A 22,579-nucleotide genomic window follows, 5' to 3' on the forward strand; every position below is an offset into this window, starting at 1 on the left:
CTCCTACTTTCCTTTTTAACTATTGGCGAGACGAGCGAAGGTTTCCTCATTAATAGCGCGCATGACTGCCTCCCCATAAGATACAATTCCACGTCGATATAAATCTATTAGAGCCATGTCCATTGGTTGCATGCCAAACTTTGCTCCCGTTTGAATCACTGAAGTTAACTGATGAGTTTTGCCTTCCCGAATCATGTTGCGTACTGCAGGTGTGGCAATTAGTATTTCTAACGCAGCGATCCTACCTGGTTGATCAATGCGAGGTAAAAGTTGCTGGGCAACAATTCCTTGTAATGTGACAGAAAGTTGAATACGAATTTGTTGCTGTTGATGAGCGGGAAAAGCGTCAATGATACGGTCAATGGTCTGAGCGGCACTGCCAGTATGCAGAGTGGCAAATACCAAATGTCCTGTCTCTGCTGCTGTAATGGCAGTAGCTATTGTTTCAGAATCACGCATTTCCCCTACCAAAATAACATCAGGATCTTCCCGTAGTGCAGCCCTTAGAGCAATTGCAAAGGATTTGGTATCCGAATGCATTTCACGTTGGTTTACAATAGACTGATTGTGTTTATGCAAGTATTCGACCGGATCTTCTAAGGTCAGAATATGGCAAGATCTTTCCTTGTTGATTAGATTAATCATTGCCGCTAACGTTGTAGATTTCCCACTACCAGTAGGCCCAGTAACAAGAACCAGCCCCCTAGCTTGAGAAGCTAGAGTCTTAAGCACTGGCGGATGCCCTAATTCTTCCAAGGTAGGCACAGCTTCATTTACAACACGAATGACAATGGCCGTTGAACCACGTTGCCGAAAGGCATTTACCCGAAAACGGCTTAGACCGAAAATAGCAAAAGAAAAGTCAATTTCACCATGGTCTTTAAAATACAACTGTTGTTCTGGTTTGGTAATGGAGAAAAATAATTCCTCCGTATCCTTGACTGTCAGCACCTTGTGTTCTGTCCGTACCAAATTACCATTGATCCTCAATATAGGTGGTACCCCTACCGTAATATGTAAATCCGAAGCCCCGTTTTTTACGGCTTGATGTAATAATTTTTCCATTAGGGTTCCTCCCCGTTACTTTCAGCATAGGCCACACGCATCACTTCTTGAACATTTGTTAGACCAGCTAAGGCTTTTTGAATCGCATCACGGCGCATAGTAGTCATACCCTGTGTAACGGCAATGCTACTAATTTCGTCACTAGAAGCTTTACGATTAATCGCTTCTCGTATTTCAGCGGTTATGGGCATAAGTTCATGAATGGCCATTCGTCCCCGATAGCCTGTATGGTTACAACGTGCGCAGCCTACTCCCCTATGCAGTGTAATGTGTGAGTCGGGTCCAATACCTAAGAAAAGCCGTTCTAAAGAATTCGGTTTAGGAATATAAACTTCCTTACACTCGGGACATATTAATCTGACTAATCGTTGTGCTACGACCCCTAAGACGGATGAAGCTACAAGAAAAGGCTCAACATTCATATCCAGTAGACGAGTGATGGTTCCTGCTGCATCATTCGTGTGTAAAGTACTAAAGACTAGATGACCAGTCAAGGCCGCTCGAATCGCAATGTCCGCAGTTTCGCTATCACGTATCTCGCCCACTAACACAATATTGGGATCTTGGCGCAACACGGACCGGAGTCCGCTAGCAAAGGTAAGACCTGCTTTAGGATTGACTTGTACCTGATTTACACCAGTCAAACGATACTCTACAGGATCTTCTAGAGTAATAATATTTTTACTTGGTGAATTCACCTTTTTTAACGTAGAATAGAGAGTCGTCGTTTTTCCTGATCCAGTGGGACCCGTAACTAAAACCATGCCATAGGAATGGGAACATAATTTGTGATACAGAGTAAAGTTTTCAGGGGAAAAGCCAAGTTTATTCAGATCCAAAATAACTGCTTTCTGATCTAATAACCGCATGACAACTTTTTCTCCCATAATGGTAGGCAAAGTTGATACTCTTACGTCCACATTATGGTTTGCTTCTTTCACTTTGATCCTGCCATCCTGGGGTAATCGCTTCTCCGCAATGTCCATATCACTCATAATTTTAATTCTAGCAATAATTGCAGGATGAATATCTCGTGGAAAACTGCCAACTTCTCTTAACATGCCATCTACACGATAGCGCACTCGCAGTGTCTTATCTTGTGGTTCAATATGTATGTCACTAGCCATGTCTTTAATAGCTTGATTCATAAGAGAATTGACCAAACTAATAATAGGCGCATCATCTGCTGTTTGGAGTTCGGCTGTTAATGTCATATCTTCTGGTCGCATATTATTGACAGCCTTTTGCACTAAATCTTGGACACCATAAGATTCTCTTATGGCTCGTAAAATATCTTTTTCCGTGGCAATAACTGGTTCTACATCAAAACCAGAAGCCATACGAATGTCATCAATAGCATAAAAATTAGTAGGATCAACCATAGCCAAGGTGATTTTATTACCAGCTATTTTTATCGGAATCACCTGGTGTCGTTCTGCTAAGTTCACTGGAATAAGAGCTGCCGTTGCTGGTTTTATTACATTATTTGATAAATCTACATGAGGCACGCCTAATTGAAACTCAAGAACTTGAATCATAGCATCTTCTGATACATAATTAAGGTCGCTCAATACTTTACCTAGACGTTTATTATCCTTTTTTTGAATCTTCAATGCTTCTTCTAATTGTTGTTGTGTGATTAGATTTGTCTCAAGCAACAAATCTCCCAGTCTTTTTCGTTTCATTTTCCACCTACCTATTCATAAAAGCAACCGAACAGCAAACACATTCATATTATGATTAAATGCATAGAGTTAGTGTAAGATTTCACTTGCATTATTTAGTAGTGTGTGCTGTTAAAAATATAATTACTTCTGTTTCTGCTTTCGAATTATGCACACTTTTAAATAATGTCCCAATTAATGGGAGTTCACTTAAGAAAGGTACATTATTATTGGTTTTGGATTCTTCGCTGCCAATAAGACCGCCAATAACCATTGTCTCACCATCATTCATACAGACCGTGGTTTCAGCTTCGCGAGTAGTAATCCGATAATTTTTGATATCAGATACTAAAGTTGGCGTGCTCACTTCCGTACGAACTTTAGCAGTCACAGTACCTTCAGCAGTAATGGTGGGGGTATAAGTAAGTTTAATACCTGCGTCAACATATTCTACAGTAGTGGTTGTTTTACCGTTTTCTGTTTTTTCTGTGAGTACAGGAATGTGATCACCAATTAAAATACGCGCTTCCTTACCATTAATGGTAGTTACTTTGGGACTTGCCAAAATTTTAGCATTACCATTACTAACAAGAGCATTGATCTTTGCCTGATAGTAGAATTCATAGGGAACTCCTACCGGACTACTACCAAATCTAATAGTACCTTTATGTGCTGTCCGAGTAATTGTGGTCTTTGCTGGTGTAGTTACATTCCCATTACTATCACGCACTTCATCTGTTGTTTCAACTTCAGGATACTGGGGTGTTACATCCCATGACCAATCAATTCCTAAATCTTTTGTTTTAGCTTTATTAATGGCTACTACTTTCGCTTCAAGGGTTACTTGTTGTTGTGGAGTATCAAGATCCGCTAATAAGGTTTTGATGCGAGCGCAACCTGTAGGTGAACCACTAACAAGTAAAGAGTTTGATACTTCATCTATCTCTGCTTTTAGTTTGAGACTTCCCATAATAGGTTCTAGAGATTTTTTTATATCAACAGCACGAATATAATGAAGTTTATAGACTTCTGTTATACCCATATCAGCAGGTTCAATAATGTAGGAATCACCTATTTTTCGGTATGATATTCCCTTGGCAGAAGTGATTAAGGCCAAAGCATTTTCAAAGGTTATGTTATTAATTTTCATGGTAATATTACCTTTGATCGAATCATCAATAATCATATCAACATTACCAATTGTGGCAAGAGTATGTAGGACTACACGCACATCTTCGTCCATAAAGTTAAGATTAATACTTTGAGGAGCTGCCATTGACATTCTAGAAATCCCTATCCCTATAGAGAGAAAAAGTACGAACATACATATAAATATCTTGTATCTCATTTTCTTCCTCCTTTTTTCCCGGGAGTTTCTAGGGGTAAAACTAGCTGGCTATCATTATCTTTAAGAATAACAGTATCATCCTGAATCGCAACCAGTTGGTATGCACCTATAAATTCATATAACTGGTAGGCTTTACTTTTGTTCGCTGATTGAATAACTGCTAAACGCTGATTATCAGTACTAACAATACCAGTCAGTGTAACAGATTCTTTGGCTTTAATTGGAGCAGTTAGTTTTTCACTCGCGGTAAGTTCTCTATTTGAACTAGACACCTTTGAATATCCCTGATCTCTTACGTTGTTAGTAATAGGTGTTTTCTCTTGAAATTCGGAAGGTATACAGAAAGGATCACGAAATACTTGGTTTGTTTGACTACTCTGTTGTCCAACAATCATAATAGCCTTATTGGAGGAGCTCTTAACAACTTCCGTATTTGCTTGCTTAGGAATAGCAGGGGCCGTTACTACTTCGGTGGGTGTTATATACATTGTGATGATAAATGCGATGCTTCCCACTCCTAGAATTATGCCTAGACGTTGTTTGGCGGTAAATTTTCCAATTTGATCCGAAAATTCCAAAGTTGTCCACCCCTACTATACAAATCAGAAACTCGCAATGTTTCTCTTATTTACTAAAACAATTTGCTGATAATTGCGACAACTTGAAATATAATACTATTTATTATTATTATATTTCAAAACAAAGGCTTGGGTCCTGGGACCCAAGCCTTCATGTCCTAATTATGTATATTCTAACCAATTTTGTGAATTCCTGCTTTATAGCTAGTGGATTTTGTTATTTTTTACATATATTTCAATACAATTTTCGACATAATAGTACGTGGTGCTTGCTTATCTGTCCATAATTCAAATGCTAAGGCCCCTTGCTCTACCAACATTCCTGCTCCATTAATGGTCCTATAGCCACGAATTTGAGCAGCGTTTAAAAAAGCAGTCATTGGTGGATTATATATTAAATCACAGATAGCAGCATCCTTATTTACATTCTCCCATAGAATAGGCAGCTCTTCTTTTTCATTAGCTGACATACCAATGGGAGTCGAGTTAATAAGAATATCGCATTCCTTAACTTGGTTAGTAAATGTACTATCTCGCCAGTTACAGCCTAATAAGTTTTTAAAATTTGGAAAAAGGCAAGTGAATTCCTGTGCCTTTAGAGGGTTTCTTGTGCCAATGGTGATTTGTTGTATTCCATTTTGTATGAGACCAGAGGCGACAGCTCTTGCTGCGCCACCAGCCCCCATAATAACGGCTTTCTTATCCATTATAGTTACATTATTTCTTGTTAGCGATTGGATAAATCCTTGGGCATCCGTATTATAGCCAATACATTTTCCTTCTTTTATGAGTATTGTATTTACCGCTCCCACAAGTTGGGCACTAAGATCAATTTCATCAAGGTAAGACATAATGGCAACCTTATGTGGTATGGTGACGTTTGCACCAGTAAAGTCCATAGCTTTTAAACCAGCCACAGCTTGAGCCAAATTTTCTGGTTGAACAGGTAATGGTACATAAACATAATCGAGATTGAGTGCTGTAAAAGCTGCATTATGCATGAGGGGGGATAAGGAATGTCCCAAAGGCCATCCTAAAATACCTATTTTTTTTGTCTTGCTGGTAATCATAACCTTACCTCCATTCTGGATATTTCCTGGAAATATATGTAATCTATTTTAATAACCCTTTAGCTTTTAATAATCCTACAGCCAATTTTTCTAATCGACGGGTAATTTTGGTACCAATGAATTCTTTTGAACTGAGAGGTTTAACCCAAATGGTAACTAGACCTAAACGATTACCACCAAGTATATCAGTGAATAATTGATCACCGATAACAGCCACTTGGTTTGGAGATAATTCCATTGTTGCGATTGCCTGGCGAAAGCCTGCCTTCGCAGGTTTATAAGCTCTAGATACAAAGGGTGCATTAAAAATAGTGGCTATACCTTTCACCCTTTTCCCCATATTATTTGATAAAAAACATATTTTAAAGCCTTCAGCTAGTAAGGTATTTAGCCATGTGATAATTTCAGGTGACATTTCTTGGCTATCCCAAGGAATGATGGTATTATCCAAATCAAAAATGATCCCTCTAATACCTAGGCTTTTTAAATGATTGTATTCAATGTCGTGTAAGGAATTATAAATTAAGGTTGGACATAAAAGACTATACAAAGAATCTGTACCTCCATATAATTAGGGATTGTTTACTTTCCTCTTACGAAAAATCCTATATATTATTACGAAAATGAATGGCTTCTGCAATGTGCATTTCTGCTATTTCGTCTGTTTTTGCTAAATCTGCAATTGTACGAGCTACTTTTAGTATACGATCATATCCTCGTGCGCTTAAATTCATTTTTTCGAAAGCCTGTTTAAGGATTAACTGTGCTCCTGGCGTCATGTGACAAGCAGTCTTAAGATGTTTATGACTCATTTGGGCATTACAAAATAAATTATACTTTTTTAAACGAGCATACTGAATCGTTCTTGCTTCTATCACCCGTTGGCGGATAATAGCAGAGGATTCTGTGGGTACAGTCGTCGTCATTTCTGTGTATTCTAAGCGTGGTACATGTACATGTATATCCATGCGATCGAGTAAAGGACCAGAGATTTTCTTGCGATAACGATTAATATCACCAATACTACAGGAGCACCCCTTATTACTATCACCCAAAAATCCGCACGGACAAGGGTTCATTGCCGTTAGAAGCATCAGCTTTGCTGGATAAGAAAAAGAAGCATTAACTCGCGAAATTGTAACTTGCCCATCTTCTAAGGGCTGGCGTAATACTTCTAAAACGGTTCTTGGAAATTCAGCTAACTCATCTAAAAATAATACACCATGATGGCTCAATGTAACTTCTCCGGGGCGAGGGATACGTCCACCACCTACCATGCTAGCAGCAGAAATAGTATGATGGGGACTGCGAAATGGTCTTGTCGTTACCAATCCTGTATGACTGTGTAGTAAATCGGCAATGCTATATATTTTTGTAACTTCTAGTGCTTCTTGGGTCGACATGGTAGGCAAAATAGAAGTAATGCGTCTAGCTAACATAGTCTTTCCGGAGCCTGGTGGCCCTACCATTAATAAATTATGTCCACCCGCGGCTGCAACTTCCAAGGCCCTTTTGGCAACAAATTGCCCCTGCACATCAGCAAAATCCTCATAATTATTGATTCCCAAATTGGTAAAAGACTTTTGCTTTTCAGTTGTCAGAGGATCTTGTCCATTTAAATGGTTAACTAATTGAGCTAAGTTATTAGGGGAATAAACCATTAACCCATCCACCAGCAAGGCTTCTTGAGAATTATCAGAGGCAACAACTATTTGATTTACTCCTTGCTCAGAGCAATGAATCGCCATTGGTAATACCCCTGAGATACCTCGTAGCTTACCTTCTAAGGATAATTCACTGATAAATACATACTGCTGATAATGTTTTGAAATAATTTGCCCGCTGGCCGCTAGGATACCAATGGCAATGGGTAAATCTAGTCCCGAGCTATCTTTTTTTAGATCAGCCGGTGCTAAATTAATTGTAATACGTCGGGAAGGAAATTCAAAACCTGAATTTTTTATTGCTGCCCGTACACGCTCTTTCGACTCTTTGACAGCAGTATCGGGTAAACCAACAATATCTAATGCTGGCAGTCCATTGGATATATCTACTTCTACTGTAATAAGAACACCATTCAATCCTAAAGTGGTTGAGCCAAATGTTTGCGAAAACACAAAGTTACCTCCGTAAGTTATTCACCTTCCATCTAGGAAATAAATCGTTAATATCAATTGTATCACAAATTTTACCAACCATCATATCAATCAGGTGTTTAATGTATAGGTTTTAAATAAACTCTAAGGTTATCAGGTAAAATTGCACCGCATTCCAGATCATTGATCATATTCAATAAATGTATGGCATTAAATGATGTTTCTCGAGGGAAGAGAATAAATTGGCTTTCCTCCTTTAACATCACCATAGCTGGCAAGGATATCTCTTTCGCCAATTCTACGTATATTTTCGTTCTAGTATATCATATCCACCTCGAGGTAATAATCTAGCCACCTGCTCCTCAATATTTCCTGTCTAACCTTATTCACAATTACACCTAGATACAATATTCCCCTAAAAAAAATAACATCCTGCTACTTTGATGCTGGTTTGGGAAATATAATATTCTCATTTTCACTAATACTCATTGTATGAGCAGTACCAAGACGAAGTTTTTCTTTTTTTGCTATTTTGGTATGGTTCTATCTCGACGACAACGTGCCGAATTAATGTGATATAGTGCGTGTGAATTCGTTATCTTGATTGCTGGCACAGTTTGTATGACATTTTACTTTTGAACACATCTTGTGTTGAATTTGCAAAAAAAGCTTAGGAATAAGAAATTTACCACATAAAAAAAGCACCACGAGGGGTGCTTTTGGGTTAAACTTAAGTTACTATCTATCACCTTATATATTGCAACAAAATCAGTAGAATCAACTCCCTTCCAAAGGATGTCTAAAGGTTTATTAATCTAAAATCCCAATTGTCTTCTATACAGCTTATCGGAGGAATTAATATGAAAAAAATACCATTTATATTGCTAGCTTCCCTCTTTTGGTTATCTACAACAGTTTTTGCTCAGACTTTTACTTCATATGCCATGTCAGACTATCTATCTGTATCTCTGCCTACTAATTGGGATACAAAGTTATTTGATACAGGCATACTTTCCCACCGCAGTGATTTTCACTTTAGCGCTTCCATATATGTAAAACCACGCCCTGAGGAAAGCTTAGATGAACTTGCTATTAATTTAGAAAAAGGTGCTTTGAATATAAATAAGATATCAAAATTAACTTGGAGCATAGAAGATAAAGGGGCATTGCTAATCGACCATTGCGATTCAAGGTTTATGTTACATCATTATTCGGGACCAAGTTTACAAAAAGCTCGATATCAATTGCATTATTTTTTATATAGTAATGATTACCAATATGATATCCATATTATCGGAGAGTATGATAGCTTAAAAACCGATCGAGAAACCATTGACCAAATCATCTCTAGCATTAAAATTATAAAATAGTTGTGAACTGATACGCTAACAAAAGACACAGTACTATTCCACTAATAGATAGGCTGTGTCTTATCACTTTTTTGTATGACTCCCCTATACCATTTAAGGCAAGTTCAGTCAATCGGAGGAATAGCATGGATACACTAAAGGCAATTACAGATAGAAGAAGTATTCGAGAATTTCAGAATAAATCAATACCACAGGAAACTATAGAAGCAATTCTGGAACTAACCATGAAAGCACCTTCAGGAAAGAATCGTCAGCCATGGCGATTTGTTGTATTACAAGATAAAAGAAAAGATGAATTAGTTAACATCATGACTGACGTTACTAATCATCGAAAGTTACAAGGCTTAGATATTGGAAGTTGTGAAGGAAGCATTCATGCAATGGATCAGGCATCCGTAGTAATCTTAGTATTTAATGCTTTCTCTAACTCCGAAAAAGATTATAATCACTACAGGCTACTAACTGATACTCAGTCGATTGGTGCAGCTATTCAAACGATGATTTTAGCTTCACAAGATTTTGGACTTGGAACTCTTTGGATTTGTGATATTTTTTACTCTGAACGTGAAATATGTTCATGGTTAAATCGTGGTGATGAGCTTGTTGCAGCATTGGCTATCGGCTATGCTAATCAATCACCTAATCCGCGGCCGCGTCAAGCATGGAGAAATGTTACAGAGTGGGAGAAGTTATAGGTTCTTTAGGCTATAATCAATTAGGTAGGTGAATGATTATATCTACAAGCTTAAAAGAAATAATGATAATGATAAAATTACGAACTGGCAAGAAAAATTTCAAGATAATGAATGGTATTTCCATGATCTCCGTACGGAAATAACCTGCAATCTAGAACCAGTAGCAGCTTATAATTTATTACCAGAGGTAATCGATCTGATTCTTAAACAGAATGAAGTTTATGTAATTACTGAATGCTTTCAGCTTTTGTTTGAAGTATATAGGGCTGCTAATACGACAGAAATACACCCATATTTACTAAAAAACATTACAAACATCTCTTACCATGTTGAATCAACAGGAGAATATGGAAAAAGCAAGGTGGCTGAACTTAAAAGCTGGCTTCGTTTAGAAAATTGAACTACAGTAAAATGATAAACGCCACAGCACTAATCCTCTAATGGGTAGGCTGTGGCTTATTAGTTTTATTACTTGGGAGCTTTTCACGATTATACATACCTCCCTCTCCAGTCGCTTTTAGCGAGAGGCAAATAAGTTTGCTTGGCTATTGTTGTTTGATGAAGAGGTTTGCAGATCTGATTATGATAATGATCTTGTTAGGTATGCCTGGGAGGAAGGAATTGTAGAATTGCTTGGATATAGGATGTAAATCAGATATAGTACTAGACTACGTCATTAATCTAATAAAGTGAGGCTGAGTAAGGATTTTAATTTAGGTAGTGATATTTAAAGTTTCCTTTATACGAATTTAACTATTTATCATTATAAAGTTTCGGTCTTGGCGGTAAAGTATGTACATGCCTCTCTACCAATTCCTCCTCTTCTGGATAGAAGCGGATCAATTTAGCACGGATATACCCAGCAGACACCTGTTTTTTCGTCAACTCGGTCATCAGTCCTATTGCTCCTTCTCCTTCACGAACAATAACCCGTACCTTTGCTTCAGAATTTGCAGAGAATCCAAGGGGAGCAGGAATCACAACAGATTCCTTATAAAATTCTAAATGGCTTTCAACAAGATGGTCTAGTCGTGCTTTTAAATGGATTCCAACCTGCATCTTCCATACTCCTAATTCCTAATAGAGTCTGAAGATAATCAAATTCTGAAATCTCTTTGGCTTGACAAAATAAGGGATGTATAATTCCTAAATACTCAATTAATACCTTTTCATAGTCTAAACCAGTAGACTCACCCCTTATCTTCCAACAACCGTTTTCATCCACAAAGACATCCATAAATCGCCTCCCAACCAGAGCAGGATCATCCTACTTCTCTTTTCCTTTGACTTTCTTACCACAAACATTCAAATATTTTTTAGCGAGAAATAATTTAAAGTATTTACTTTATTATTTACCCTTTTTATAAACCATAAGAATCTTTTTAATTAAACAATTAGAATGAATTACGTTTTATGTAATTATTCTCTTAATTCTCCTTCTTCCCTGCCAATCTTTGAGAAAAACCATATTTTGCATTAATATGTAAATTTATGATTTAAAATATCATTTTTAGAGGATTTTCCTGATTAAGGATATAAAGTAATATAGTAGGTAATTTCTTATTAGGTTAAATTATTTCATCTTATAGAAAGGATTAATTAATTATTTATCTTAAATAGCTGTTTTCCCATAAGTGATAGTTAAAAACACATTAACAGTAGTAGGAGGAATTTTAATGGATAATATTGTAAAAGAGGCGCTGTCCCCCAACAATAAGAAAAAGTATTTTATATTTGCATTGGTAACTGTTATATTCATTAGCTGTTTTGGTTACTGGTATTGGTTAAGAACTCCCCAATATTCCTTAAAAATCATTAAAGACGCTGTCGAAACCCACGATCTACAAAAATTTGAAAAACATGTTGATATTGAAACGTTGGTCTCTCGTGTAATTGATCAGGTATTAGATTCAAAAGTAAATAATAAAAATGAAGTACAAGACGAGCAAACGAACGCTTTTGCTGCAGGGTTAATAAAGATGTTAAAACCACAGTTTGTCTTAATGGCAAAAGATCAGATACGCTCTTACGTTGAAAAAGGTAGCACAGAGACTCAACCGAAGAATAATCAACCCAAAAATAAAAATGAATCCACACCTAATTTTTCAATTAATGACATCTATAAGAATAATGGTGGCGGATCTGTTGATTTCAAAGGGATAGAGTACGTAAATAAAGATGGTAAGATAGCGATTGTAGGATTGAAATTATTTTATCCTAAACTGAATTCAGATGTTATTTTGGAACTTAAAATGAGGGAAATGGATGGTTATTGGCAAATAGCAGAAATAAACAATTTAAGTGCATTTATGCTCAAACTTGAAGAGTTGGAAAAAAATAAGCTTGCTGAGCTGAATAAACCAATTATCAATGAAATGAACGCAGCAATAAAAATTGATAGCATTCAAATTGTTCCGGTTAATAACGGACCATATTCAAAAGCAGTTAGATTCCCTACAAATATTACATTTTTAAGTCCAAAAGATATAAAAGAAATCGGAATGCTAATTGAAGTTAAAAATCAGGAAGGAAAAATACTCTTTAAAAACATAATGCGATCAGCTGGTTCTACATATCCCGGAAAAGTAAGTACTATTAATTGGGGAAAAGAGATAAATCCTTTTATCAAATCTGATGCAGATTTGTTTAATACACCTGTAAATAAATTAACTGTACAAATACAACCGCAATTTCTAAAATTTGCAGATGGTTCAGAACTTAAATTAATAGATACGTTACAATAACTTGTTCTTTGAGTGAAGATTGTATTTTGTAATCGACTGACATTTATATTAGATAGAAAAGACACAGCCCTGTTCCACTAATGGATGGGCTGTGTCTTCTTTTTACTAAAGATTGCTTGTTTGAGTGAGTCAGAAAACCTATAGTAATTACGCTTCTATTTTTCTAGCGATTATACTATGTATCGCATGCTGGTGGGGTATACCTGCGGAGTTGCAGTCTATAATTTGTTCTTCACACCGAAGTATCTCCCAATCGTGGTAATACCTAGCCAAATCACCAGATAGATAGAAAAACTCGTCTTTTTCCCAATCAGGGGCAACCTTGATAAACGGCTTTTCAACAAAGATAAAATGTGCGTTAAGTCCACCAACGCATGTATGCCGTTTATATTTTTCAAAATGATTTTGCCGTTGATCCAGTGGTAAAAATTGAAGTGAACCATGAGAATAAATTACGTCATAAGAAGCTTTGAATTCGTATCCGATCATATCGGTATGAAGAATATTAACTTCATAGCCTGACAAATGACTATACTGCTTGATTTTTTCTATGCCAGGAGTTGAGATTTCCAACGCATCTACCTGATAGCCGCATTGGGCAAAATAGATAGCATCTCGCCCCTCTCCACTACCAATATCTAATAAACGTTTGTTGGCCTTATCTTGCATGATTTCTGCAATTTGCTCTGCAAGCAAAGAATGCTGTAGTCCCCAATAAAATTCTTCTTTTTTATATTCTCCATCATACGGGCTTGTTTTTTCCATTATACTACCTCCTGTAAGCAAACGATCAATTGACACCCCTAGCGTCTTTGCTAAGATCGGCAGCAATGAGATATCTGGCAAAGCATTACCTTTTTCCCATTTAGAAACCGCTTGCGGGGTGACATTCAAAATAAAGCTGATTTGTTCTTGAGTATATTCTCTTCCTTTTCGCAGCAGTGCAATACGTCGCCCAATCTCGTTATCGTTAATCATGATTTATCTTCCTCTTCAATAATATCAGTACTGATGATATCATTGTATCTTGGACAGATATCAAAGTCTACCGAAGTGTAGTTGCAGACACCCGAAGGAGACTCAACTACTGGTTGAATTCTTACGTAGGCTAACAAATCTTCTTAAAACAAAAAATCACCCCCTGCAGTAACCATATTTTGCAACGAAATGCAAAAATATGAGTAAATAAAAAAGACACAGCCTTGCTCCACTAATGGATAGGCTGCGTTTTTCTCATTATTTTATCACCGTTACCAATGTTACGGTTCTCCATATAGGGGCAAACGGCAATTTTATTATACATCGCTTAGTTTTGAGACAGTTTCTCGCCTCCTTGGTTTCCTTGCTTCTCGACTAAATGGAGCTATCCCCTATTTCTGCGTGAGACCTACTAAGTTTGACTCCCCAAAAGATTCTGCCCTAGTTTATAAATATTTAAAACTCTTCGTATGTCCTCGGGTCTTGATTATAAGTGCGTCCTGTTTCCGTGGTAAATCCGGAAATGACGATCATTTCTTCTTCTGTCAATTGAAAATCAAAAATATCTAAATTATCACGCTGATGTTTTTGTGAAGATGCTTTTGGAATCGGAATTGCTCCAGACTGTATATGCCAACGCAAAATCACTTGAGAGGTAGATTTTCGATACGCTTTGGCAATGTCAACAATTTTTTCATTTTCCAATACACTATTACCCTGCCCTAAAGGGCTCCAGGATTGTGTTACAATGCCATGTTCCGTATGCCAACGGCGCTGTTCTTCCTGATTAAAATAAGGGTAAAGCTCAATTTGGTTGATACTAGGCTTTACATCGGTTTCTTTTATTAATCGGTCAATATGCTCCGGTAAAAAGTTGCAAACACCGATGGAGCGGATTAACCCTTGCTTTTTAGCCTCTATTAAAGCCTGCCAGGCCTCAACATACAAGTTCACTCTGGGATTTGGCCAGTGAATCAAATATAGATCGTAATATTCCACCCCCCCTCTATAGAGTGACTCTTGAATCGTTTGTATCGCTTCCTGGTAAGCATGATGGCGTCCCGGCAGCTTGGAGCAAATCAATAGTTCTTCTCTTGGTATTGAACTTCGACGAACAGCTTCACCTACCGCTCCCTCATTTTCGTAGTTAAATGCAGTATCAAGCAACCGATAGCCTATGTCAATTGCATTTTTAATCGCATTCACTCCATCTGCGCCATTTAACTTATAAGTTCCAAAGCCAATGGCAGGGACTTCAAGACCATCGTTTAGCAATACTTTTGAAACTGTTTTATCCATCATGCAGACACTCCTTTTTATGACAATTTTAATTTTCTATTGGCAACCCTGGATGCTGAACCCAAAAATGTCCATGGCATTTTGCAGAATATTATTTGAAAGCACCCTTATATTGTTCTGGATAATCAATATCTAAGTTTCTAATTTTTGCTTCATTTAGCACAAAGTATGGATTTCTTAAAAGTTCCCTACCAACTGCAACCAAATCTGCTCTGTCATTTGATATTATTTCTTCAGCCATGTTAACATCTGTAATTAATCCAACAGCTATTGTAGGAATGTTACATTTTTCTTTAATTGTACTTGAAAAATTCACTTGGTATCCTGGATATGCATTAATTTCTGCTGGAATTAATCCTCCAGTACTTACATGCACTATATCTATATATTCTTTAATTTCGTTTATGATTTCAATCATATCATTTAATGTTATTCCGCCATCTTTATAATCATAAGCTGATACTCTAAGCAAAATTGCTTTTTCTTTTGACCATACTTCCTCTACAGCTTGTAATATTTCTTTAAGAAATCTGGTTCTATTTTTTATATCTCCACCGTATTCATCTTCTCTTAAATTTGATAATGGTGATAGAAATTGATGTATCAAATAACCATGGGCTCCATGTATTTCTATAGCATCAAATCCCGCTTTATCTGCTCTTTTAGCTGCTTCTTTAAAGTTTAATACAATTTCTTTAATATCATCTTTAGTTAATTCCTTAGGTAATGTACTTTTTTCATCAAATTTAACTGAACTTGGAGCTACAGCTTGGCTAGCTGTTCCTGTATATTTTCTTCCACCATGATTTAATTGTATTGCAATTTTAGAACCATGCTTTTTAACACCACCAACAATTTTTTTTAGTCCGTCTATATGCTTATCATCCCAAATCCCTAAATCATTGTCTGTTATCCTTCCATTTTCAACTACTCCTGTAGATTCAATTATTATAAGACCTACTTCTCCAATAGCTCTTGTAACATAATGGGTGTAGTGAAAATCATTTACTATGCCAGTCTCGTCGGAAGAATACATGCACATTGGTGGCATAACTATTCTGTTCTTTAAGTTTAAATTTTTTAAAACGTAATTTTTAAAAGTATTCATAATTATACTCTCCTCTTTTATTTAAATTTGCTTTGCTTATTGCCATTATATTATTCATACTATACTTTGGGAAGTAGTGATATTTTTTTCATATAATTTCAAGAAAGTAAGTATTGTGTAAAATCAATGGTTAAACGGAGTTTAACGACTCAAGGTCGAGTAGAGGTAGACCTCTCGGTCTAACCCTCCTCACGGAACCGGACGTGCCCTATTAAGGCATCCGGCTCTTCATAATAGCATTCACCTACGTTTAGCCATATATATCGACATAGATTCTTGCCCTAGCAAGCGGGAAACGTTTCTCAGTCTTTGTAAACCCTTCCGAGGTCAAACCCTTCTTCTTTCAAATTAAACACCGTTGATAAGATTCTTTTTGCCATTAACAATGATACTTTTTTCGAATTAAAAGTCCAGTGCGTACCTGTCATTTTAGCCTCAATCTAACCTTAATATTGTTTTATAAGGCAATCGGACAAAGGTCAGTATCGGTTGTGTATGCTTGTGGGTAGTTGAAAGATTGCATATAGGTAGGTATTGGCTGTAGCGTAGATCATTGCGGGCTGGGTTTAGGTTTAAGGGCAAAAAAAGCGAGGTCAGTGGATTTTTTACGTCCACTGACCTCGATTCATTTGATCATCTGCGCTGTCTTAGACTAGGAGCGTGTCAACAACCCCGTCCCCCTGGCTTGTCTCCCTGGCACCTACCTACATTTTCTAATCGTCCGTAGAATAAATCATTATAGGTGCTGTAATATTTATTTCATCTCCAGAGCTAAGTACAATATTTACTTTTAATAAATCTCCTTCAACCTCTTCTATATCTAATGAAATAACATTAATCCCCGGTCCCCATGGTTCCTTTCGATTAACTTCTACGTATACCACATTTTCGAATTTCAACAATGCGTTATATCGCCCTTTATCATCCATAATTATAGGCAGTTCAACAGTTCCGTTATCATAATCACAAATAATCTTCGCTACGAATGCATCATGAAAATTGATATTTTTAATTTCTTCTATTTCTTTTTTACTAAAATTCATATTTATCATTACCTTTTCTATCAATCACATCGTCTTATATTTAAATCTACTTCATATGTAACCACTAGTATATCAACCTATACTTCACATTTTGTCATTTCGGCAATAAATTCAGGCAATAAATAGCAAGCCTTCGGAAAATATACTACTTCACTATTCTTCGTTATAATTTTCATGCGAAATATACTTTTTTCAACTTTATAAATTTCCTTGAAGCCTATAAAGCGCTCACCATTTTCATCTTTTATTTGTATTCCTTCACTATTAATCATAACTGATACTTGTTTGTAAAATGGTGGTATAAAACAAATTATTGCAAGTATTGCAAAAAGCGCATAAGAAGCTACAATATGAAAATATAGTCCAACCCCAAAAACAGCAAATGTAATAAAGCCTAATACATTCGGCAAATATGGTGTCAATGCATATTTACCTACTGGATCATATGTAATGCACATCATTTCGTCATTAATTTGGGGAGTTATCGAAATTAGTTTTTTATCAAAATCCCATTTTGTAGATATATTTATTTGATTTAAATGAGTTTTAGCAAGTTTTACGATTTCATCATCATCTAAACAGATTTTTCGTACGCAGTCAGAAGTATTTACATCTACAAATACTGTAGACGGAAAAACTAGGCTTCGATCATACCCACCTTCGATAAGTTCTATATGATTTAAAGATATCTCTTGATTCTCCTCTATGGTATATTTTAATTTATTCTGCTTAATAACGCCTTCTTTTCGATAACGTGCAAACATATCTCTCAACTCACGCAAAAGCAAATAAACAAAAAAACCGCCCTGCAAAACTTGAACCACAATAATAACTAGTACAATCTCTATTAACCAGTACATAAGTAATCCTCCACTCGAAAAAACGACATTTGAACTCATATTTGCTTGTTTCTCATTTGCACTAAAACTAAATGTATCCTTAAAGGGTTACACTTATCATAATACAAAACTCCGATTGAAACCTCTACTTAAAGGTATAGCTAAGTATGGATATTTACTTTACAACTTAAATGATGATAAGTTTTATGTTTAGAATACAAAAAAGAGAGGCCACCGGATTTTTACGTCCGGTGACCTCGCTCTTTATTACATCTCCAAATCTTAGTCCAGACTTTTATTGGTATGGAACTTCCTTTATTAGATAGACTTTAAAACCTTAATTAACCAGTCTGCTTAATATATCACGACATGCTTTATCCTCTGTTTGATACTTAACCAAATCAAACATTTTACCCCGTTCACTATAATATACGATCCAGCTTTTACCATCAAACTCTAGGCAAACTTTCTGATCAATCTCTCCAACATTATCAAGATTATAGTAATAATCGGGTACCTTCTTTAATTGTAAAAGATTTCGCAATCCTTCTTTTTTCATTAATTAATAGTCTCCCATATTAAGCGGATTAGGAAGTTCGATTGAATGAGTAATTGAATCTGCCATGCTTAACTTAACTATCCTGCATTGATTATAGTTCCCCCCAAGTAATAAAACCTTCTTCCCAGTGCCTTTTATCAAGTTCGTACTGATCAACATAGAAGTTCTCAGGGTAGTTCTTAAATCCAGAAACTTTTTTATAGCCTTTTCCGCTTTTTCTTTAGAAGAGAAAATTCCTATTAGTTTTGTTTCATCAAAAATTCCCGATTTTGTTTCTATTTCATAGCTATGTTGTAACAAATAAACAATCGCCATATTTATCTCCTTATAGCATATATAAGAACATTCCAATATTATTATTCAATACTAGTTTCTCAATTTCTACAAAAAACCTTTTCTTCCTTTAATTATGCAAAAAGAGAGGTCAGCGGATTTTTACGTCCACTGACCTCGCTTTCATTTTGATTTTTAGCCTTTACTTCTCACAAAATCTTGAGCCTAATATACCTTCATATTTTCTCACATTCAATAAACATTTCTTCATGCTCTAATATTCCTATTTCTTCAACTTTAAAATACCGAGAGTCATCAAGAACTACAGCAATGACCGGCTTACCATTTATATTACTTAAACAAGCAAATTTAATTTTAACCTTGTTATTTCCAAAATAAAGATAAATTGGTTTAAATTTAATAAAATTGAATTCTATATTTATATCAAGAGCAAGATACAATTGTTGTTTTTCTTTTATGGGATATACAAAATTAACCTTCATTCTCTCCATTAAAAAGCCTCTTTATATTACAGTCTTGTCGCTTTACTCATACATTTTCCCCATGTATAAAATGAGAGCACATCTTTTCCATGCATTAGTTTGACTCTCAACATCTCCGATCCCTGGTTTAGAATCCTCCGCCCACGCAATTGCAGCTTCTAAGAACCCTTCTATTGTATCATTTTGCCAACCATTAGCTCCGGCTCCATATGGTGAAGATGGACTAACTTTTTCCTTTTCTACCTCATCTATTCGGTCGTCCATTAATGCTTTAAGAAAAATCAGAAAGGTTGTTTCATCATACACTTGGTCGACTAATAAATGCGAATGAATGCTTTCGGACATAGAGGTTCCTCCAATGTAATTCTTTTTTTATTCGCTAATATAATTTTGCATCATTTGGTTCAAAATAATCTTCAAATCCACTCCCACGCCAATCCAATCACGGATACAAGCAACTCCAAAGCTATCTGGTAATCTGCAGCTCCCTTCGTCGACTCTTATCGCTACTTTCAAAGCTTCGCTAAGAGAAGAATGAAGGCCTGGGGCGCATAAATCATCTTTCTCCCTCCACATAAAGCATTTTTCGCGAAGGCAAATCTTTATTGGTGTAGTCATTCACATTTTTCCTCCAATGATATTACCTTACCATGTTCTTTATATTTAAAAGATCATTAAATATTTTTGTAACTTTAGCATATCCAACTATATGGCTACCTTCTTGAATATTCATTACTTTCTCCTCCCAAAGGCAATGCGGATACGCTTCTGGAGAAATAAAAGTAATTGTACCAGTAACAGACTCACCGGGGGCAACCTCTTGTTTATCATGGTAATGATGAACTCCAGTTGTTAGATAGTCATCTTTAATCAAATGAGCTGGTCTATAACCTGAACAACATGGATATTTTCTTCCACCTTCTTCGATTTTTAGAAAAGTAAAAAGAACTTCAACATCCGGCCTTATCATTTACCTTCCTCCGTTTTACTTACGTCTACTTTCTTGCCAAAACGACAATGCTTGCTGAAAGAATTGTTGTTCTTTTCGTTATTACTACTAATACGGTTCCCTATATAGAGTATAACGAATTGAACTATTTTCAACTATTATTCATAAATCCCTTTATGAGTCCCTTCTCAGACAATATCTCAAGGATGTACTTAGCCTCAGCCGCATCGATGCCTAAGCCAAAGTTTACAGTTTTCATTCCATAATCAAAAGCAATTGTTCCGTCATTACCTCCAAAAAAATTCATCCTTCTTTTATGATTAAAGAACGAATATGAATTATTATCTCTCACGACCCTGAAATCGCGAGTTACTGATAATGTATACTCTCGACTTAAACCAACCCCAAATATGGTTTTTTTTATTTTAATAATTCCGTGTCCAACTGCTATATGTTCGTTTCCGGCAATACTCCAAAGCACTGTAAAAATCACAAAGCCTCCACCTATAGTCCAGCCACATAACCAAAAAAGCATAAATAAGTTACTCCCAAGTGACCTTGCACCAAAGACTTGTTTAATTGCAGACGTCTCACCAAAAAACCAACCGCCAAGCCATGCGCACAGAAACAAAATTACAAAAATATTTTTAGTAGATGGAATATTTATACTCACTTGTCCGTTCATTTTATTAATCTTTGCACGCCCCTCTCGTGAAGATACATACATAGAAGAATCCTCCTTATTTTAAAAGTTACATTAAAATTATCTTATTTATCATAATATAAAACTTCAATAGATACATCCATCTAAATATATAGATAGATGATATTTAGATATAATTAGCGATCGGCTCGGTTGCTGGCAAAGGTCAGTATCGGTTGTGTAATGATCGCGGCTGTAGCGTAGACACGACAGGCTCTTTTAAAGATAACGGAATATCCCATTAGTTTTTATATTTGTAGAGGGAAGCGAAAAAAGAGCGCTCAGCGGATTTTTACGTCCGGTGACCGCTCTTTCTACACTATCAATTATGAAATTCATACTGATTTAACTAGGGCATCACTTAACTCATATCCTGTACTTTTCAATAAATAAATTTTAACTATCCTCCATGCATCGTCTATGACTTTCGTCAATATTTCTAACTCCACCTCATCCCATTGAGGGAAAAAAACGTCTTTCTCTTTCTTAACCGCTGGCAAGTTACTACCATAAAATAGTTTATTGTAAATCTCTAATATCCCGTTATTATCCTTGTCACCGTAAAATTCTTCGTTAACAGAATGAGCTAAATCGGCAACAATATTCCAGAAATCAAGAAAATACCTGCAATTAATCTCCCTATCTCTTCTCCTCAACCAATTAATAGCAAGATCAAGTATTACTACAGTATGTTCATCCTGTAAATTTATATTTTTTTCTATTGCGTATTGTCGTAATTCATTCATAGACTTAAAGCTTAATATCTTGTTTTGATCTATTAAGAATCCATCATTTTTACCTGAATACCAAAGAGAATAAATTTCCTTACGTTCCAATGCAAATTTCACCGAATAATAGCAACGCTCATTATTATTCAAATGCCCTATCCCCCCCATTTCCTTATTATAATCACTTTTAGGTCCCTTATCGTAATTTCCCGGTCCAAATCTCTCATCACATAATCTTTTTGCAAAAACGTTTCCATCTTCATCTACATAGGGTCTATTCCCCTTAGCCCAACTTGGTACATCTTTTGATTTTTCTTTTGGACTTCCCGACTTGATTCGTACGGAATGTCATTCCTGACCTAAATTTAATATATTTCCCTTTATCTTAGTGTTATATAATTTTATTGCCAATGTTAACGATTGATTTAATTGTCTAATAATTTCATAAACAGGATTAAGGTTTTCGCTCATTTCATCACAAAATAAATCAATATGAAATCTTAAAGTACTGCCCAATTGTTTTCCATAGGGTGTTTCAGCTGGAAGAGCAAAAGGTGTTAATTGAATTTTTTTACCGCCCCTCGCACAGTCACGTACAAACCACGCTATAAACTCTAATGCTTCTAATCCCTCTGTAGATTTATCAATTATAAACCTAAACTGAACCAGTAGTTCATTCGGCCTTCCACCTTCTGTTCTTAAAAGAGCAGCAATTGGTAAGTGTGCATATTCCACCGTTAAAAGTAACTGAGAATCTACATCTGATAAATCACAAATTCCACTTTCAACAAAAGAAATGCCGACTATATTATATATAGTCTCTTGAAAATTTTGAATATCTATTGGATAACGCACTTAAATAATCTCCCCTTAATACAAAATATAAATGCTCTTTCTAAAAAGACGGGATGATGGATGTATCTTGTTAGTTTTCAATAATTTTTACTGACTACAATGCCTAATAGAT

General features: G+C 35.9%; 27 protein-coding genes. 4 read left to right on the plus strand and 23 right to left on the minus strand.

The features are described 5' to 3' along the window. Nucleotides 1-15: 15 nt before the first annotated feature. From QSJ81_RS11195 to QSJ81_RS11225, 7 genes are all read right to left on the minus strand, one after another. On the minus strand, nucleotides 16-1,065 hold the full coding sequence (locus QSJ81_RS11195; RefSeq protein WP_285717471.1) for a type IV pilus twitching motility protein PilT: 1,050 nt from the start codon (nucleotides 1,063-1,065) through the stop codon (nucleotides 16-18). Beyond that, nucleotides 1,065-2,750, minus strand: coding sequence for a GspE/PulE family protein (locus QSJ81_RS11200; protein WP_285717472.1), 1,686 nt, complete (start codon nucleotides 2,748-2,750; stop codon nucleotides 1,065-1,067). The genes QSJ81_RS11195 and QSJ81_RS11200 overlap by 1 nt, the downstream gene beginning before the upstream one ends. Nucleotides 2,751-2,841: 91 nt before the next feature. After that, complete coding sequence (locus QSJ81_RS11205) at nucleotides 2,842-4,077, minus strand: secretin GspD/PilQ domain-containing protein (RefSeq protein ID WP_285717473.1); 1,236 nt, start codon at nucleotides 4,075-4,077, stop codon at nucleotides 2,842-2,844. After that, nucleotides 4,074-4,655, minus strand: a complete 582-nt coding sequence (locus tag QSJ81_RS11210) for a pilus assembly protein PilP (RefSeq protein ID WP_285717474.1) — start codon at nucleotides 4,653-4,655, stop codon at nucleotides 4,074-4,076. Before QSJ81_RS11210 ends, QSJ81_RS11205 begins: the two co-directional genes overlap by 4 nt. 224 nt (nucleotides 4,656-4,879) lie before the next feature. Further along, a complete protein-coding gene (locus tag QSJ81_RS11215) occupies nucleotides 4,880-5,725 on the minus strand; it encodes a shikimate dehydrogenase (protein ID WP_285717475.1) in 846 nt (281 codons plus the stop codon). A gap of 43 nt (nucleotides 5,726-5,768) precedes the next feature. Further along, nucleotides 5,769-6,275 (minus strand): YqeG family HAD IIIA-type phosphatase, encoded by a 507-nt coding sequence (locus tag QSJ81_RS11220; protein ID WP_285717476.1) that lies wholly within the window; start codon nucleotides 6,273-6,275, stop codon nucleotides 5,769-5,771. Nucleotides 6,276-6,330: 55 nt separating this feature from the next. Further along, nucleotides 6,331-7,842, minus strand: coding sequence for a YifB family Mg chelatase-like AAA ATPase (locus QSJ81_RS11225; RefSeq protein WP_285717477.1), 1,512 nt, complete (start codon nucleotides 7,840-7,842; stop codon nucleotides 6,331-6,333). Between the two features lie 839 nt (nucleotides 7,843-8,681). On the opposite strand from QSJ81_RS11225, the gene QSJ81_RS11230 reads away from it, so the two are divergent. From QSJ81_RS11230 to QSJ81_RS11240, 3 genes are all read left to right on the plus strand, one after another. Then, nucleotides 8,682-9,191 (plus strand): hypothetical protein, encoded by a 510-nt coding sequence (locus tag QSJ81_RS11230; RefSeq protein ID WP_285717478.1) that lies wholly within the window; start codon nucleotides 8,682-8,684, stop codon nucleotides 9,189-9,191. A 125-nt stretch (nucleotides 9,192-9,316) separates the two neighbouring features. After that, nucleotides 9,317-9,886, plus strand: a complete 570-nt coding sequence (locus tag QSJ81_RS11235; protein WP_285717479.1) for a nitroreductase family protein — start codon at nucleotides 9,317-9,319, stop codon at nucleotides 9,884-9,886. 28 nt (nucleotides 9,887-9,914) lie between these two features. After that, on the plus strand, nucleotides 9,915-10,286 hold the full coding sequence (locus QSJ81_RS11240) for a hypothetical protein (protein WP_285717480.1): 372 nt from the start codon (nucleotides 9,915-9,917) through the stop codon (nucleotides 10,284-10,286). Nucleotides 10,287-10,639: 353 nt separating this feature from the next. On the opposite strand, the gene QSJ81_RS11245 is transcribed toward QSJ81_RS11240, so the two are convergent. Beyond that, the gene (locus QSJ81_RS11245) at nucleotides 10,640-10,945 is read right to left on the minus strand and encodes a hypothetical protein (RefSeq protein WP_285717481.1); all 306 of its coding nucleotides are present in this window, start codon (nucleotides 10,943-10,945) and stop codon (nucleotides 10,640-10,642) included. Continuing rightward, nucleotides 10,899-11,123 (minus strand): hypothetical protein, encoded by a 225-nt coding sequence (locus QSJ81_RS11250; protein ID WP_285717482.1) that lies wholly within the window; start codon nucleotides 11,121-11,123, stop codon nucleotides 10,899-10,901. The genes QSJ81_RS11245 and QSJ81_RS11250 overlap by 47 nt, the downstream gene beginning before the upstream one ends. A 439-nt stretch (nucleotides 11,124-11,562) precedes the next feature. On the opposite strand from QSJ81_RS11250, the gene QSJ81_RS11255 reads away from it, so the two are divergent. Then, nucleotides 11,563-12,630, plus strand: a complete 1,068-nt coding sequence (locus tag QSJ81_RS11255) for a hypothetical protein (RefSeq protein ID WP_285717483.1) — start codon at nucleotides 11,563-11,565, stop codon at nucleotides 12,628-12,630. Nucleotides 12,631-12,777: 147 nt separating this feature from the next. Here the strand turns inward: QSJ81_RS11255 and QSJ81_RS11260 are convergent, their stop codons facing one another. From QSJ81_RS11260 to QSJ81_RS11325, 14 genes are all read right to left on the minus strand, one after another. Then, nucleotides 12,778-13,608: a helix-turn-helix domain-containing protein gene (locus QSJ81_RS11260; protein ID WP_285717484.1), complete on the minus strand. Its 831-nt coding sequence runs from the start codon at nucleotides 13,606-13,608 to the stop codon at nucleotides 12,778-12,780. A gap of 456 nt (nucleotides 13,609-14,064) precedes the next feature. Further along, nucleotides 14,065-14,910: an aldo/keto reductase gene (locus tag QSJ81_RS11265; protein ID WP_285717485.1), complete on the minus strand. Its 846-nt coding sequence runs from the start codon at nucleotides 14,908-14,910 to the stop codon at nucleotides 14,065-14,067. Nucleotides 14,911-14,998: 88 nt separating this feature from the next. Continuing rightward, entirely contained in the window at nucleotides 14,999-16,015 is a 1,017-nt protein-coding gene (gene namA, locus QSJ81_RS11270) for an NADPH dehydrogenase NamA (RefSeq protein WP_285717486.1), read from the minus strand. 713 nt (nucleotides 16,016-16,728) lie between these two features. Continuing rightward, nucleotides 16,729-17,058, minus strand: a complete 330-nt coding sequence (locus tag QSJ81_RS11275) for a hypothetical protein (RefSeq protein WP_285717487.1) — start codon at nucleotides 17,056-17,058, stop codon at nucleotides 16,729-16,731. A gap of 77 nt (nucleotides 17,059-17,135) precedes the next feature. Then, the gene (locus tag QSJ81_RS11280) at nucleotides 17,136-17,918 is read right to left on the minus strand and encodes a hypothetical protein (RefSeq protein WP_285717488.1); all 783 of its coding nucleotides are present in this window, start codon (nucleotides 17,916-17,918) and stop codon (nucleotides 17,136-17,138) included. A gap of 316 nt (nucleotides 17,919-18,234) precedes the next feature. Next, complete coding sequence (locus QSJ81_RS11285) at nucleotides 18,235-18,456, minus strand: hypothetical protein (RefSeq protein WP_285717489.1); 222 nt, start codon at nucleotides 18,454-18,456, stop codon at nucleotides 18,235-18,237. Nucleotides 18,457-18,459: 3 nt separating this feature from the next. Further along, complete coding sequence (locus QSJ81_RS11290) at nucleotides 18,460-18,771, minus strand: DUF7336 domain-containing protein (protein WP_285717490.1); 312 nt, start codon at nucleotides 18,769-18,771, stop codon at nucleotides 18,460-18,462. Between the two features lie 194 nt (nucleotides 18,772-18,965). Continuing rightward, complete coding sequence (locus QSJ81_RS11295) at nucleotides 18,966-19,241, minus strand: hypothetical protein (RefSeq protein ID WP_285717491.1); 276 nt, start codon at nucleotides 19,239-19,241, stop codon at nucleotides 18,966-18,968. Between the two features lie 33 nt (nucleotides 19,242-19,274). Next, nucleotides 19,275-19,577: a DUF7660 family protein gene (locus QSJ81_RS11300; RefSeq protein WP_285717492.1), complete on the minus strand. Its 303-nt coding sequence runs from the start codon at nucleotides 19,575-19,577 to the stop codon at nucleotides 19,275-19,277. 27 nt (nucleotides 19,578-19,604) lie between these two features. Beyond that, nucleotides 19,605-19,850 (minus strand): hypothetical protein, encoded by a 246-nt coding sequence (locus tag QSJ81_RS11305; protein ID WP_285717493.1) that lies wholly within the window; start codon nucleotides 19,848-19,850, stop codon nucleotides 19,605-19,607. A gap of 22 nt (nucleotides 19,851-19,872) precedes the next feature. Then, complete coding sequence (locus QSJ81_RS11310) at nucleotides 19,873-20,202, minus strand: hypothetical protein (RefSeq protein WP_285717494.1); 330 nt, start codon at nucleotides 20,200-20,202, stop codon at nucleotides 19,873-19,875. A gap of 130 nt (nucleotides 20,203-20,332) precedes the next feature. Further along, nucleotides 20,333-20,908: a hypothetical protein gene (locus QSJ81_RS11315; protein WP_285717495.1), complete on the minus strand. Its 576-nt coding sequence runs from the start codon at nucleotides 20,906-20,908 to the stop codon at nucleotides 20,333-20,335. Nucleotides 20,909-21,219: 311 nt separating this feature from the next. Continuing rightward, nucleotides 21,220-21,762 (minus strand): hypothetical protein, encoded by a 543-nt coding sequence (locus tag QSJ81_RS11320; protein ID WP_285717496.1) that lies wholly within the window; start codon nucleotides 21,760-21,762, stop codon nucleotides 21,220-21,222. Nucleotides 21,763-21,960: 198 nt separating this feature from the next. Continuing rightward, nucleotides 21,961-22,467 (minus strand): hypothetical protein, encoded by a 507-nt coding sequence (locus QSJ81_RS11325; protein WP_285717497.1) that lies wholly within the window; start codon nucleotides 22,465-22,467, stop codon nucleotides 21,961-21,963. Nucleotides 22,468-22,579: the final 112 nt, after the last annotated feature.

It is taken from the genome of Pelosinus sp. IPA-1 (assembly GCF_030269905.1).
Lineage (GTDB): Bacteria > Bacillota > Negativicutes > DSM-13327 > DSM-13327 > Pelosinus.